This window comes from Cellvibrio sp. (assembly GCF_039207905.1).
In the GTDB taxonomy this organism is placed as follows: Bacteria; Pseudomonadota; Gammaproteobacteria; order Pseudomonadales; family Cellvibrionaceae; genus Cellvibrio.
In genome coordinates this window covers 1-14,478 of sequence record NZ_JBCECX010000015.1, presented here as the reverse complement: position 1 = coordinate 14,478, position 14,478 = coordinate 1, and the positions used below count along the sequence as shown (strand labels likewise).

12 protein-coding genes are annotated in these 14,478 nt (G+C 49.3%); 7 read left to right on the top strand and 5 right to left on the bottom strand.

The genetic code is table 11. The features are described 5' to 3' along the window. The first annotated feature begins 63 nt into the window (after nt 1–63). From AAGC78_RS10800 to AAGC78_RS10785, 4 genes are all read left to right on the top strand, one after another. Nucleotides 64–1,041: a diguanylate cyclase gene (locus AAGC78_RS10800; RefSeq protein WP_435784088.1), complete on the top strand. Its 978-nt coding sequence runs from the start codon at nt 64–66 to the stop codon at nt 1,039–1,041. A 104-nt stretch (nt 1,042–1,145) separates the two neighbouring features. Next, a complete protein-coding gene (locus tag AAGC78_RS10795) occupies nt 1,146–2,060 on the top strand; it encodes an AAA family ATPase (RefSeq protein ID WP_435784087.1) in 915 nt (304 codons plus the stop codon). Between the two features lie 2 nt (nt 2,061–2,062). Continuing rightward, nucleotides 2,063–3,067, top strand: a complete 1,005-nt coding sequence (locus tag AAGC78_RS10790) for a DUF58 domain-containing protein (RefSeq protein ID WP_435784086.1) — start codon at nt 2,063–2,065, stop codon at nt 3,065–3,067. After that, nucleotides 3,057–5,066: a transglutaminase TgpA family protein gene (locus tag AAGC78_RS10785; RefSeq protein ID WP_435784085.1), complete on the top strand. Its 2,010-nt coding sequence runs from the start codon at nt 3,057–3,059 to the stop codon at nt 5,064–5,066. Before AAGC78_RS10790 ends, AAGC78_RS10785 begins: the two co-directional genes overlap by 11 nt. 63 nt (nt 5,067–5,129) lie before the next feature. On the opposite strand, the gene AAGC78_RS10780 is transcribed toward AAGC78_RS10785, so the two are convergent. Then, nucleotides 5,130–5,660 carry a PEP-CTERM sorting domain-containing protein gene (locus tag AAGC78_RS10780; protein WP_435784084.1) on the bottom strand — a complete coding sequence of 177 codons (531 nt, stop codon included), beginning with the start codon at nt 5,658–5,660 and terminating at the stop codon, nt 5,130–5,132. A 239-nt stretch (nt 5,661–5,899) separates the two neighbouring features. Further along, nucleotides 5,900–6,520 carry a DUF642 domain-containing protein gene (locus AAGC78_RS10775; protein ID WP_435784083.1) on the bottom strand — a complete coding sequence of 207 codons (621 nt, stop codon included), beginning with the start codon at nt 6,518–6,520 and terminating at the stop codon, nt 5,900–5,902. Between the two features lie 329 nt (nt 6,521–6,849). Here AAGC78_RS10775 and AAGC78_RS10770 point away from each other — a divergent pair, with 329 nt between their 5' ends. Next, nucleotides 6,850–7,407: an RNA polymerase sigma factor gene (locus tag AAGC78_RS10770; protein WP_435784082.1), complete on the top strand. Its 558-nt coding sequence runs from the start codon at nt 6,850–6,852 to the stop codon at nt 7,405–7,407. Further along, the gene (locus AAGC78_RS10765; protein WP_435784081.1) at nt 7,404–9,554 is read left to right on the top strand and encodes a vWA domain-containing protein; all 2,151 of its coding nucleotides are present in this window, start codon (nt 7,404–7,406) and stop codon (nt 9,552–9,554) included. Before AAGC78_RS10770 ends, AAGC78_RS10765 begins: the two co-directional genes overlap by 4 nt. 70 nt (nt 9,555–9,624) lie before the next feature. Here the strand turns inward: AAGC78_RS10765 and AAGC78_RS10760 are convergent, their stop codons facing one another. After that, complete coding sequence (locus AAGC78_RS10760; RefSeq protein WP_435784080.1) at nt 9,625–11,247, bottom strand: NINE protein; 1,623 nt, start codon at nt 11,245–11,247, stop codon at nt 9,625–9,627. Nucleotides 11,248–11,316: 69 nt separating this feature from the next. Further along, on the bottom strand, nt 11,317–11,829 hold the full coding sequence (locus tag AAGC78_RS10755) for a DUF1993 domain-containing protein (protein ID WP_435784079.1): 513 nt from the start codon (nt 11,827–11,829) through the stop codon (nt 11,317–11,319). A gap of 224 nt (nt 11,830–12,053) precedes the next feature. Here AAGC78_RS10755 and ybaL point away from each other — a divergent pair, with 224 nt between their 5' ends. Continuing rightward, nucleotides 12,054–13,793, top strand: coding sequence for a YbaL family putative K(+) efflux transporter (ybaL, locus tag AAGC78_RS10750; RefSeq protein ID WP_435784078.1), 1,740 nt, complete (start codon nt 12,054–12,056; stop codon nt 13,791–13,793). 129 nt (nt 13,794–13,922) lie between these two features. On the opposite strand, the gene AAGC78_RS10745 is transcribed toward ybaL, so the two are convergent. Beyond that, on the bottom strand, nt 13,923–14,478 hold a 556-nt coding region (locus tag AAGC78_RS10745), incomplete at its 5' end, for an OmpA family protein (RefSeq protein WP_435784077.1).

The window sequence follows — 14,478 nt, the reverse complement described above, 5'->3', positions numbered from 1 at the left end:
ATAAAAAGCCGGCACGGGTGTTGTGCCAATAAAAGATCACAACGGGAGATCCCGCCGGAGACCATGCTCACCGACGCCAAAAACAAATTCCAACGCGGATTGGTTTACCTGTTCGCGTTGCTCGCCAGCCTTGGAATAGCGCCTTTCTGCGTTATCCGCTACCTCAATGGCGAAATAGTAAAAGCGCTGGTCGATTTGGCGATTGTAGTTGTGGCACTGAGTAGCGCGGCCTACACCTATTGGCGCGGCCAGGCGACCCAATCAGTATCCAATATTACCGCGCTGCTTTATTCCGCTGGTTCCGTTGCAGTTGCCCATTTAAACCAACCGCTGCTGGTGTTTTGGCTGTTCCCGGCATTGCTCGCCAACTTCTTTTTACTCACCGCCAGAACGGCACTCATTGCCAACTTGCTAACCATTGCCGCCGTACTGCCTATTGCCATCAAGCTGGAAAATACGACCGAAGCCTTCGCAATGATGTCGTCGCTATTGATGTGCGGCAGCATGGCTTATGTGTTTGCGCTACTCACCCATCGGCAGCAGCTGCTATTGCAAGGTTATGCCAATCAGGATGCACTCACCCAACTGGGCAACCGCCGTGCAATGGATGAAGAGATGCGTTTGAGCATCGCCGACTTTGCGCGCAACCAAACACCGGTCACGTTGATTGTGTTGGATCTGGATTTTTTCAAAATGGTGAATGACAAATTCGGCCATAACATTGGCGATATAGTCTTGGTGGATCTAGCCAATTTGCTCAGCAAACGCGTGCGTAAAACCGACCGGGTATTTCGTTTTGGTGGCGAAGAGTTTGTGGTGATTGCCCGCAACACACCGCTTGCAGATGCGTTAGTCATCGCCGAGCAATTGCGCGTACAAGTTGAAACCGAATTACACGATCCCGACGGCACACTCACCGCCTCCTTCGGCTGCGCCCAGTTGCATCCCGATGAAACATTAGAAGAGTGGTTTGTGCGCGCCGACAAAGCGGTTTACCAAGCCAAGCAGCAAGGCCGCAATTGCGTAGTCGCTGCTGACTGACTAATAGCTCGCGTGAACTGGCGCCAGCTTTGCGATTCTTTATCCCCCACTCCATCACCCCTGAGCTATGCTGGCAGCTGAATAAATAGCTTCCAGGGTTTCGCATGCAGTCACTGATTAGCAAGGTTATCGAGCAAGTCGACCAAATCGTTTTAGGTAAAGACCAGCAAGTCCGTCTATCCCTCGCCTGCCTGTTTGCCGAAGGCCATCTTCTAATTGAAGACTTACCCGGCATGGGCAAAACTACCCTCGCCCACTGCCTCGCCAAAGTGTTGGGATTGAAGTTCGAGCGGGTGCAATTCACCAGTGACTTGCTGCCCGCCGATATCCTCGGTGTGGCGATTTTTGAGCGCGAACAAGGGGTATTTAAATTTCATCCCGGCCCCGTTTTTACCCAAGTATTGTTGGCCGATGAAATCAACCGCAGCTCGCCCAAAACCCAGAGCGCGCTATTGGAAGCGATGGAAGAAGGGCAAGTGACCATTGAAGGAAAAAGTCGCCCGCTGCCCAAACCTTTTTTTGTGATTGCGACGCAAAACCCGCTATCCCAAAGCGGTACCTTTCCATTGCCCGAATCGCAACTCGACCGCTTCTTGATGCGTATCTCGCTCGGCTACCCGAGCCCTGCGTCAGAGCGTGCGTTATTTGAAGGAGTCGATCCGCGTGCGCGTATCCGCGAACTTGCGCCCATGGTTACCCACGAGCAACTCGCCGCAATTCAAGCAGCTGTGCATCAAGTCAAAGCCAGCAACGCGCTGCTCGATTATGTCCAGCGCCTGGTTGCCTTTACCCGCACCGATTCGCAATTCACCTACGGTTTATCGCCGCGTGGTGCGCTGGCATTATTGCGTGCCGCCAAAGCCTGGGCGCTGATTCACAACCGCGAATATCTGGTGCCGGAAGATGTGCAAACCGTACTGCCCGCCGTGGTCGGCCATCGGGTGCGCGGACGCGGTCACAGCCAGGATACTGAACCACTCGTCAAACACCTGCGCGACAGCGTGGATGTATTGGGTTAAGCATGCTCCCCCTGATTGCAAATAGCCTTGTCGCCGGATTGCGGGAGCGCTGGCAGCAGCGTGTTTATCGCTGGATTGACCGCCGCTCGCCGCGTGCGCTGCAAGTGCAGCTCACGCGCAAAAACCTCTACACCTTTCCCAACTTTACCGGCCTACTGTATTTATTGGCCGCGCTGGTGATCTGGCTGCTCGGCACTAATTACCAAAACAATTTAATTCTGGGCCTGAGTTATCTGCTGATTAGTATTTTTGTAGTCAGCATCCTGCATGGGTTTGCAAATTTATCCGGCATCACTGTGCGTTTTGTGAGTGCGCGACCAACATTTGCAGGCGATAGCGCCGCCTTTGTGCTGGAACTCACCTGCATACACAAAGCGGGTTGCGATAATCTCGAGCTGCGCTGGCAGAACGGCGAAACCCAAACCGTTACCCTCAACTACAACGAACCCTTGCAGGTCACAGTGCGATGCGAAAGCCGCACGCGCGGTTATCTGCGCCCCGGTCGGTTGCTGGTACAAAGCCGTTTCCCGCTCGGCATTATCCGCTGCTGGAGCTGGCTAAATCTGGATGCAGTAGCACTTATCTACCCAGCGCCTATCGCAACCGATGAACCCCACGCGCAAGCCAGTGATGGTCGTGAAGAAGGCGGCACCAGCCAGCGCGGTGGCGATGACTTCAGCGGCCTGCGCGAATATCAACCCGGCGATCCAATCAAACACATCGCCTGGAAACAATTTGCGCAAGACAAAGGCCTGTTCACCAAGGAATACCAGGCTTACTTCTCGGCCGAGAAATGGCTGGATTGGGATAGTTTGAATCACCTGCAAGAACTGCGTTTATCTGGACTGTGCTATTGGGCAATGGAATATGAGCGCCGCCAGATTCCTTTTGGGTTGCGCCTCCCGGGTATTGCCATCGCCCCAGCATTAGGTGATTACCATCAACAAACAGTACTGAAGGCGCTGGCCGAATTTAATCTCCCGCGCGAGGCAAACCATGCTCGCTAGATTGCGCGGTCGCGCCAAACCGACAAAAACAGCAGCCAAACGCCAACCGGAATATTTAGTGCGCGACAAACTCGCTTTACTACTGGTGATGCAAGCGCTGTTGATCCTGCCACTATTGTTTAATCTACCCGCGTGGTTGTGGCTGGTGTGGGCGATAGCAGCCCTATGGCGCACCCAGATGTTTCGCGGTCGCTGGGGCGCCCCCGGCAGCTTGGTTAAAGCGATACTCGTATTCGCTTGTGCGGCGGGCATGCTTGCCAGCTATTCCGGCAGGGCAAGCACGGAAACCATGGTTGGGCTGCTGGTGTGCACTTTTTCGCTCAAACTATTGGAGGCCAATTCCCCCCGCGATGCCCAGTTACTGATATTTATCGGCCTTGTTGTTACCGCCACCCAATTTCTCTTTAGCCAAACACCACAAGCTGCTGCCTACGGCTTACTCTGTGTCGTGCTCATACTCACTACCTGGCGTTCGCTTTACCTGACTCACGAGCAGACAACCCCCGTGCGCTTGAAACGCGGCGCCATGATTTTGCTCCACGCACTGCCGATGATGTTAGTTCTGTTTGTGGTAATCCCTCGCTTGGGGCCGCTGTGGGCAACCCCGAATCAACAAATGGCCAAAACTGGCTTTAGCGATAGTGTCTCACCCGGAGATTTGGGAAACCTGGCGCTTGATACCTCGCCGGCCTTTCGAGTGGAATTTACCAATCAACCACCATCTACCAATCAACTCTATTGGCGTGGACTGGTATTGGATGAGTTCGACGGAAGAGCTTGGCGCATGCGCGAACGCTGGGGCGGACGACCAGCAGATTTGACGGCAGAAGATAGCGAGCGCGAATTGGTTGATTACAGCATTATTGTCGAACCACACGGACAACCTTGGCTATTTAGCTTAATGACGCCACGAGCTGTTGATACTCCGGGCAAATCAATCCGGATAACAGCTGACTCCCTACTAATGAACAGAAGTCCTGTGGCACAGCGAATGCGCTATCAGGTTACGTCTGACCTCAAGATCGACCGGAAAGAGGCCCTGCAACTTAGTGACAGCCAGCGCATCTTCTATACCCAATTGCCGCGCGATAGCAATCCTCAAACCCGCGCACTGGCTGAAAGCTGGCGCAACCAAAATTTGAGAACCGATCAGATAATTGCACGCGCGCTGGCATTATTTAATCGCGAGTTTACTTACACGCTTCAACCACCAGTTCTGGGACAACACTCTGTTGACGAATTCCTGCTGGTCAGCAAGCGTGGGTTCTGTGAGCATTTCGCTAGCAGCTTCAGCGTTCTATTGCGTGCAGCTGGAATTCCAGCACGTCTGGTAGTGGGTTACCAAGGAGGACGCTGGAATCCCCTCGAAAACTATTTGTTAGTGAGTCAATCTGACGCCCACGCTTGGACAGAAGTGTGGATAGATGGACAAGGCTGGCAAATGATAGATCCCACTGCAGTAGTTGCACCTAATCGCATTGAGCAAGGCATGAATGAAGCCCTCGGTGCAACTGATCAGGAACTTGTGACTGACGCATGGCAATCATCCAGTTTGCTTTACAACCTGCAATTGCGCTGGGATGCAGCAACCTACACATGGCAACGGTGGGTTTTAAATTACGACAGCACAGCACAAGAAGGTCTTCTATCACGCCTGCTGGGAGGAACCGAAACCTGGCGTATCACGCTCTGGCTGATCGGTTTAGGGCTTATCGGCGCAGCCCTATTCGCATGGGCATTAGTGAGAAGCCATAAAAAGCCCACGAACAGTGCGGAAATCCGGGCGATTAAAAATCTGGAGCACAAGCTGCGCCAGTTAGGATATAAACGTAAAACTGGCGAAACTCTAGGTGATTTCACTCGCCGCATTCTTGTTAGCGAACCGCAATTACGTACAGGTCTAACAAAAATCCTGATCCTGTTTGAGCAAATAGCCTATCAAAACCAGCCCGAAAAACTATTTGAACTGCAACAGACAATTAAACAATTTCCGCGTTAGTTTTTACAAAAAATAAGTCAAAAAAAACCGCTCATTGAGCGGTTTTTTTCAATGCAAACACAATTATGCGCGCACTTTTCTTCTCATCAAACCAAGGCCAAGCAAACCAAGGCCAAACAGGATCAATGAGCTTGATTCAGGAACGCTTACTGGTGCGTCTTTAGTAACTACATTCAGGATTGAATTCTTGATAACAAAATCACCCAAAGTGCTAGTTACTTTAACGAACAAAGTACCGTCAGCATTCAATTTAACCAATGAGCTAATACCAAGTGCGCCAGCCCAATCAACGGTAGGATTCAAAACCAAGCCACCATCTTTACCGTCGAAGTTGCCAAGTTGTACCAACGCGATTTCAAATGGTGCGTACCATGGATCTTTAGCATCGTCACGGAATTCAATAGTCAGAGTAGCACTCAGGGCTGAACCCAAATCGAAACCTTGATCAAGAATATTGTGGGTCCAAGAAACACTCTTGGTCCAATCTACAGTTTTATTCACTGCTTCAACATCAGTGATCAAACCAGCAAAGCTGTTAACAGAGAACAGGCAAGCTGCAGCAAAAGCAACACTTTTTACAAACTTAGTAAACATGGAGTTTCCCTTTTTAAAATAAACAAGGCAGCACATGCCACCCAACAACATTGCAAGAGAACGGCAAAGCCGTTAACTCTTACACGAAACACGCATCGGCGTGCAAATCAAATCCAACAACTAACTAAACAGCGCTGGAATTGAATTCTTTTTGTGCAGCGTTAAGAAATCGCTGCCACTAACAAAAAAACAAAAAGAATTGCGGACAATTCTTTTTGTTTCGATAAATAAAATGGGAACTATGCTTGTGCGCGGTTCTTTCTTCTCACCAGAATCAAACCGGCCAGACCAATCATCAACATAACCAATGGGTTGGACTCAATAACATTTGCCTTGGTAGTAACCACAACCTTATCGAGAAAGTTTCCAATGGTGCCCGCATCAACACTGGTAAAGCGCAAGGTAGTAGATGTGCTATTGGCAACAAAGCTGTTGGTGTATTGATTCCACGCACCAACAACATGATCATTAATCAGCGTACTTAGTGTGCCGACACTGAAGCTGAATGCTTCATTGGCACTTTCGCGCGCGCTGTAAAAGAAAGATACATCGTAACTTTGGCCAACAACGGTATTAAAGGTTTGGAAAATGGAAAATACATTTCCGGTGTAAGGATGCGCATTTAATTCTGCGTGTTGTTTTCCATCCGGTGCCGTTACACCACCAAAAGTATTCCAGATCTCAATATTGCTGCCTTCCCAACCATTCACGCTGGCTGAGTCAAAATAGGCCCAATTGCCTGGTGCAACACTGTTATCTTCAAAGCTACCGTTCACAATCAAGTTGGCGTGAGCGGTCAGAGTCAGCATTAAGCCGCCCGCTAAGCTGGCACAACGGGCGAAGAATGTTTTATTCGACATGAACGTATTCCATAAGTTGATAGAAATGTGCCGGTGTAGACTAGCCTTCATCAGGTGTGGCCTTAGCGATACATGTCGCTCTACTTTCGGCAATCGGGTTTCTAAATGGTCTATGTCGTCAGAATTAGCAATTTCCGCGCCACAGAAAAAATTGTCATTTAAATCAGCAAATTAATGATAACCAAATCACAAAAATGCAGATAAAGTGTAAAAAAAACCGACAAAAAACTCCTTTTCCAAGGAATTCAACCCATGGATCGTCTCAGTAAAACCAGAAACCTGACGCTATTTACAATGCCAATACCCGGACTGACTATGGATCACTCCCGATGACCAAGAGCGACCAAACTACGCAAATCTATGCCGCCCAAGCGGGCGATGGTCATGCGTTTGAGGTGCTTCTTGGGGACTGCTACGACAGCATCTACCGCTTCGCTTATCGCTGGTGCGGTAATAGTACTGATGCGGAAGACATCACCCAGCAGGCCTGTATCAAGCTTGCCCAGAACATCCGTCAATTCCGCTTTGAGTCAGCTTTTAGTAGCTGGCTGTACCGGTTGGTTATCAACTGCGCCAAGGATTGGTACAAAAGCCAGAATCGTCATCAACACCAAAATATAGAAGATTGGATCGAGCCTGAATCTGCACCCGATCAATCAGCCGAGAATGGCATTTATCTCCAACAGGTATTGCGCCTGCTTGATCAACTCGCCGACGGATTTAAAGAGACGGCATTGCTCGTCCACGGCGAAGGACTCACCCACGCCGAAGCCGCCGAAATCTTGCAGCTAAAAGAGTCCACGATTTCCTGGCGACTCCACGAAATTCGCAAACAACTTCAGCTTCTGCAACAACAGCCCGATGGAAGCTGGGAGCACTCCCTATGAACAAGCAAGATATGAACGACCACGAATTACAACAACTCTTGCAACAGCAACCGCCCAAACCTGATGCGGCAGCAAAAAGTCGCCATCTGGCCGCGGCTATGGCTGCATTTAATGAGCAACGCCAAGTTCAGGAAAATGATGAAGAAACGTTAGCGACACCCGACGTAGCGACGCCCGAAAAAAATAACTCCAACATCCTCCAAGGATTTTTACAGCGCTTGCGTCTTACCCGTGACACCAACCACCACGGGACCAACAACATCATGAAAAGCACTGTGAACGATGCAATCAATAACAACAGCTTTGACAATCGTCCTTTCTGGCAAAAGCCAGCAATGATTTCCGGCATTGCAGCATCAAGCCTTGCCGTAGTTGCAGGCCTGACATTTATGCAGCATCTAACAATTGATTCAGACCAACACGAGTTGGCGGCACGGATTGCCGAGCAAGCGCCAATCGAATTCGAGTTAGCGAAACCGGCTGCTGAAGCTAAAAAGGCAATACCTGAACCGGTTATTGAAGAAGTCATCGCCATGCCATCTGCACCGGCTCCAATTCTGGAGTCACCAGCAGATTCATTTGCCCCTGAAGATACCAACACTGCAATCGCATTGGAAAAAAACGAGGCACGGCTTGCAACTGTTGCTGCCGCACCCGTCGCAAAAATGAGCGCTCCAGTACCAGCGTTACAGCGCGTTGCAGGAATTGAAGTGCAACCTCAACCCGTAGCAGAATTTCGCGACCGCTTTGAAAACGTTAAAGAAAACACAGTTGTTGCGGTGAGCGAAAATCCAGTCTCAACATTTTCAATCGATGTGGATACTGCCTCCTACAGTTTTGCGCGGCGCATGCTTAACAATGGCCTGTTGCCACCAAAAGATGCAGTGCGCACCGAGGAGATGATTAATTATTTTGATTACGCGTATCCATCGCCAACCAATCGCAAAACACCTTTTGCAACTTATACCAGTGTGATGGATTCCCCCTGGAAAGCGGGCAATAAATTAATCCATATCGGCATTCAGGGTTATCAGTTAGCGGCCAGCGAAATTCCACAATCCAATCTGGTATTTTTACTGGATGTTTCCGGCTCTATGGACGAACCAACGAAATTGCCGCTGGTAAAACAGTCCATGAGTTTGCTGTTGGACACCCTCAAACCAGACGACACTATTTCAATAGTCGTTTACGCGGGTGCGGCCGGAACCGTGCTGGAGCCAACCAAAGTTAAACAGAAAAGCAAAATCCTCGCTGCACTGAATAATTTGCAAGCGGGTGGCAGTACCGCCGGTGCAGAAGGTATCGCCCTCGCCTATCAATTAGCGGAAGCAAATTTTAATTCCAAAGGCGTTAACCGCATTATCCTCGCCACCGACGGCGACTTTAATGTCGGCCAAACCGGTGATGAAGCGCTGCAGGATTTTGTGGAACGCAAACGCGAGAAAGGTATTTATTTATCGGTACTCGGTTTCGGCCAGGGAAATTATCAGGATGAAATGATGCAAACCCTGGCGCAAAACGGCAACGGTACTGCCGCTTACATCGACACTCTTAGCGAAGCGCAAAAAGTATTGGTGACTGAAGCCACTTCCAATTTATTTCCAATCGCGAAGGATGTAAAAATCCAGGTGGAATTTAATCCTGCCACAGTTAAAGAGTATCGCTTGATCGGTTATGAAACTCGCGCGCTGAATCGCGAAGATTTTAGCAACGATAAAGTGGATGCTGGCGAAATTGGCGCAGGTCAACGTGTAACCGCCATCTATGAAATAACACCCGCTGGTGCTGATAGTGGTTTATTAGAGGAAAGCCGCTACCAAAAAGAAAGTAAACCGGCAGCAGGAAAAAGCAGTGAATATGCCTTTTTACGTTTGCGCTATAAATTACCGACAGAAACCAAATCTAACCTGATCGAAAAGCCGATTGGCGCAACCAATAACGATATGAAAAACTCGCTTGTACAACAGGAAACAAACTTCGCAACAGCAGTCGCTGGTTTTGCGCAGTTATTGCGCGGCAGCAACTACACCGGTGACTTTACTTACGACAAAGTAATTGAACTTGCACAAACCAATAAGGGTAACGACGAATACGGCTACCGCACTGAATTTATTCAGCTGGTACGCAAGGCAAAAATAGCACAGTAAAAATATGTAACGCTTTAACTAAAAAAGCCGCTCGGTTTTATCCAAGCGGCTTTTTTATTGGTTATCAGCTTTAGTTGTGCTCAGCAAAACTCTCGCTTACTTTTAGCAGTATCGCCTTATTTTTTTCAAAACGAGAATGGGCTGTTGAGGAATAGATCGCATAGAAATTCTCAGCCCCCTCAACAGTGGTAACTGCATAAACAATATCATTACCCCCCATAGTAGCAGACAGATACTGCTGCTTCGCCGGCAAGCCATTTACACTCAAATCTTGTGTAGATGCAATGGAGGCAAGCCCAGGCACTGTAGTTTCAAGCCCCGTATAAATAAAACCCGTGTAATCACCCAGACTAATGCTTGAACTAAAATTTGTCTTTGGCTCACGCAATACCATGACGTAGACCTCATCAACTGAGTTGGACACGCCAAGAATCGCCGCCGGATTTAATCTACGGTTTTCTTGCCAAGCACTTGGAACTGAGAGGGATATTTTTTTATCGTCGCTGTAAAAGCGTTTATTGGCAGGTGCTACTGCAGCAGTACCCTGCTCAGAACTAGCTACATCGACTTCGCCACCGCGACATTCCGGCATGCGGTATTTATCCGGCATGGTTCCACTTTTGCAATCCCAGACAATATCGCCACCGCGCTTTGCAGGTGTCCACACAATAGTGTTTCTGCCATCGTTCAAGCTGGGAATATTAAAGGTGACAACCATCTTCGCACCTTCACTCAATGCGATTGAAGAAATGTTGTCACTGCTGATTACCTCAGGTAATCCAGCGAGGATATTTTCACTTGGGAAAAAATCCTTCTGTTTAATTACTTCAGTGACTTTTTGACGTGTTTCATTAATGAGAGGTAAAGATGCCTGTACTTTTGCGCGCGCGGTGTAATCCATATAGGCAGGTAAGGAGATAGACGCGAGGATACCCACAACAAAAATAAATGCAAAAAATACCGCTACTGCAATGGCCGCTTTTAAACCGGGAGTTGCAGCAGGTACTTGGCCATATTTTTGGTTCCAGCGCTCATTCGAGCTGAACCAAAATACAAATGATTCAACCAAAGCAACAATACTGGGAATCAAGGTCGCCCAAAAAATAACGTAAAAAATCCCCCACCATTGGCCGAGATAAAAACGGTGCGCACCAAATCCACCGAGGAAAAAGGCAAGAAATCCTGCAGTGACTTTGCTTTTGCTATTGAACTGGATTTGCGGCGCGCGGCAATAAGGGCACTGCGTCAAACCCGATGTGATTGAACGGCCGCACTTATAACAAAAGTGCTCGGTCGATTCGCTGTTAGTCTCGGGCGTAGAATAGGGAGATGAATAATCTGTATTACCTGACGCTGACTCATCTGGAGCAGATGTCAATTGGGTTGGTTCAACCGGTGCAATGGTCAGCGTTGGGCGTGCTGCCACAGGACTTAATGCATCAGTCGGAAATAATTGTTCGCCATGATTGACCAATTCACATTGGCCTCCGGCTTTCAGGATAGCGGCTTTGTATTTGGCTGCTGTTGCGGCATCGATATTGGACTTCAATAAACTGCGCGACTTACGCAGCATTTTCTCGATGACAGGAACTTCTTTTTTGAAGGTGGTGGCGAGGTTGCGCACCAGTGTTGATCGATCTATACCCGGTTGCGGTTCACCGAGCAAATATACATCCAGCCGAACCTCTGACATTTGCACGCATCCTTTATAAGTTTCGTACGCTGTTCGCGCAGCGTACGAATTGATTATTGGAGCGCCATATTAACTTTTGTACGGCATGCTTCCAAGATAATCCTTCTTACCCACCTCAACACCGTTGTGACGCAGGATGGCGTAGGCAGTGGTGATGTGAAAATAAATATTCGGAATTGCGTGCTGGATCGCAAATTCAGTACCGGTCAGGTACTTACCTTCCCAACGAGGCTGGCTGATGTGACGCTCGGCAGTCTCGGCAAAATCTTCTGGCTTGAAGCTGCCGATGTAATCCAGTACGGATTGAATGCGCGCCTTCAATTCCGGTAGTGTCGCTTCGGTATCGGCATGCACCGGAGCCGACTCGGCTTTACCGGTCAGACGAGCAACGCCCAACTTGGCGGTATCGCAGGCGATTTGCACCTGGCGAATCAGGTTGAATTGATCCGGCGCGAGACGTGAATTCAACAGCACGGATACATCAATTTTTTTTGTTTCGGCGTAAGCCGCACCTTTATCAAGGATTGCATTGAGGTTGGACAGTGCTTTGCTGAATTGCACAACGGTGAGTTCGTAAAACATGGGATTCTCCTTGGAATACCGGTGGATAAACGACTATAGACAGCCAATGTTACTTTTGTGAAACACCACTAAACAGACTCAGCGATTTGGGGGCCATAGCCGCCTATTCAATCCCATCCCGGAAAAATAGCGGGGTAAAAAAACGCAAAAATCGCGCCATAGGTTGCAATGCTTCACTTTCAGCAAATATAGTTGTCCCTCATTCACCTAAAATTGATCTGCCTATGCCTCATAACATCAGCCTTATTACCACTATTGCCGCCGGCCTCGGATTGGCCATGATTTTCGGGTTTCTCGCAACTCGCTTGCGTATGCCCCCCCTCGTTGGTTATTTAATCGCCGGGATTATTGTCGGGCCTTATTCGCCCGGTTTTGTGGCGGATATGGAATTAACCGCGCAATTGGCCGAAATAGGCGTGATGTTGTTGATGTTTGGTGTGGGCTTACACTTCTCGATTGGTGATTTGCTGGCGGTTAAACGTATCGCAATTCCCGGTGCGATCTTACAAATTTCTATCGCAACCTTACTCGGTGCCTTGGCGGGTTATTTTTGGGGCTGGAATTGGGGTCAATCGATTGTATTCGGCCTTGCGCTCTCAGTTGCCAGTACCGTGGTATTGCTTAAAGCCCTTGAGGCGCGCGGCCTGATTGACAGTATTAACGGCCGCATCGCGGTCGGCTGGCTGGTGGTCGAAGATTTGGTGATGGTATTAGTGCTGGTTCTTTTACCTGCACTTGCCGCACTGATGGGCGGACATGCTGCTCACCCTGAACAACACGCGGCTGGTACTGACACCAGCGTTACCATGACTATCCTCTTCACGCTCGGCAAAGTGGTCGCGTTCATCGCATTCATGTTGATCGTGGGCAAGCGCTTATTGCCCAAGTTGCTCTGGTGGGTTGCCGGTACAGGTTCGCGCGAGCTGTTCAGTTTGACCGTTATCGCTACCGCCGTGGGTGTAGCCTACGGTTCTGCGGCGCTCTTTGATGTCTCCTTTGCACTCGGCGCATTCTTTGCGGGCATGATGTTGCGCGAATCGGAATTTAGCCATCGTGCGGCGGATGACTCCCTCCCACTGCGCGATGCCTTTGCCGTATTGTTTTTCGTATCGGTCGGCATGCTGTTTGATTTCCATATTTTGCTTAACGAACCACTCAAAGTACTCGCAGTGGTTGCCATCATTATGTTTGGGAAAACCATTGTGGCGGTCGCCTTGGTGGTGGCATTCCGCTATCCCCTCAACACGGCACTCACGGTGGGTGCGAGCCTCGCACAAATCGGGGAGTTCTCGTTTATTCTCGCCAGTGTGAGTATGAGTTTGGGGTTGATGGATACAACGGCGCAGAATTTAATTTTGGCTGGTGCGCTCGCCTCCATCGCTTTGAACTCATTGATTTTTGCCAGTGTCGAGCCGTTACAAAAATGGATACGCGCCCGTTCACCTTATGCGCGCTCCCTCGAAATGCGCGATGACCCACTCGCAGTGTTGCCGATGAGCACCGACGAGGCTTTCTTGGCCGGCCAAGCCGTATTGGTAGGTTATGGCCGCGTTGGCCGCCGCATTGCACGCATTCTGGATGAAAAACAAATTCCGTATGTGGTTGCCGATACCAACCGTGAGCTGGTTGAAAAACTGCGTAAGAACAATATCCCTGCAGTATGTGGCGATGCGGCGGACCCGAATGTATTGATTCAGGCGCACATCGCTAAAGCCGGTATCTTGATCGCGGCAACCGCCAATACATTTCATGTGCGCCAGATGGTTGAAACAGCACGTGCATTGAATCCTAAAATTGAAATTGTGATCCGCACACACAATGAAGAAGAAGCCGAGCTTTGGGTACAAGAAAAGATTGGCAAGATATTCTTGAGCGAACAACAATTGGCGAGCGGTATGGCCAATCATGTTGTACAGCGAATGGGGAAAGGCGATAAACCACAAGCTGGATTACAACATCATTAATCCAATGTGAAATAAACAATGAGTGCAATAAAAACACGGGCTGATTCTTCAGCCCGTTTTTTTATGTTCGCCGTTTATGTCAGCGCGTTTTTTGTGAGTCCATACTTTGGTAAATCTAACACCGGAGGATTATTGCGAGTTAGCCGCATCAATCGCATCGTCTACTTCCGATGGAGAGAGGAAGCGCTGTGCAGGTTCTGGTTGCGGTGATGGCGGAGCAAACGTATCGCTACTTTTCATCAGCTGACTACTATCAATCCCCACACCACTACCCAGTGCTTCGGCCACCGCTTTTTTCAGCACGATAATCGCTATACGACGGTTAATCGGCTCGCCCGGTTTATCCACCAATAACGGCGCAGCAGAACCCATACCTTGTACCGTGGCAACTTTCGCTTCCGGATACGAACCTTCCAGCAGCGCACGCCGCGCAGCATTCGCACGATCAGCAGATAACTCCCAGTTAGTGTAGGTCGCGCCTGCACCATAAGGCGTTGAATCAGTATGACCGGTGACGCTGATTTTGTTTTGCACTTTATTCAGGATTGGAGCCAACGCATGTAGCACATCCGATGACCACTTCTGCAAATTCGCGCTGCCGATATCAAACATTGGTCGCTGGTCTTTATCAACAATCTGGATACGTAAACCCAACGCCGTGAAATCAATCAGGATCTGATCTTTA

Excerpts from the sequence above, each read along its gene's own strand:
- AAGC78_RS10800 (WP_435784088.1), top strand. The coding sequence starts at position 64 with ATGCTCACCGACGCCAAAAACAAATTCCAACGCGGATTGGTTTACCTG.
- AAGC78_RS10795 (WP_435784087.1), top strand. The coding sequence starts at position 1,146 with ATGCAGTCACTGATTAGCAAGGTTATCGAGCAAGTCGACCAAATCGTT.
- AAGC78_RS10790 (WP_435784086.1), top strand. The coding sequence starts at position 2,063 with ATGCTCCCCCTGATTGCAAATAGCCTTGTCGCCGGATTGCGGGAGCGC.
- AAGC78_RS10785 (WP_435784085.1), top strand. The coding sequence starts at position 3,057 with ATGCTCGCTAGATTGCGCGGTCGCGCCAAACCGACAAAAACAGCAGCC.
- AAGC78_RS10780 (WP_435784084.1), bottom strand. The coding sequence starts at position 5,660 with ATGTTTACTAAGTTTGTAAAAAGTGTTGCTTTTGCTGCAGCTTGCCTG.
- AAGC78_RS10775 (WP_435784083.1), bottom strand. The coding sequence starts at position 6,520 with ATGTCGAATAAAACATTCTTCGCCCGTTGTGCCAGCTTAGCGGGCGGC.
- AAGC78_RS10770 (WP_435784082.1), top strand. The coding sequence starts at position 6,850 with ATGACCAAGAGCGACCAAACTACGCAAATCTATGCCGCCCAAGCGGGC.
- AAGC78_RS10765 (WP_435784081.1), top strand. The coding sequence starts at position 7,404 with ATGAACAAGCAAGATATGAACGACCACGAATTACAACAACTCTTGCAA.
- AAGC78_RS10760 (WP_435784080.1), bottom strand. The coding sequence starts at position 11,247 with ATGTCAGAGGTTCGGCTGGATGTATATTTGCTCGGTGAACCGCAACCG.
- AAGC78_RS10755 (WP_435784079.1), bottom strand. The coding sequence starts at position 11,829 with ATGTTTTACGAACTCACCGTTGTGCAATTCAGCAAAGCACTGTCCAAC.
- ybaL (WP_435784078.1), top strand. The coding sequence starts at position 12,054 with ATGCCTCATAACATCAGCCTTATTACCACTATTGCCGCCGGCCTCGGA.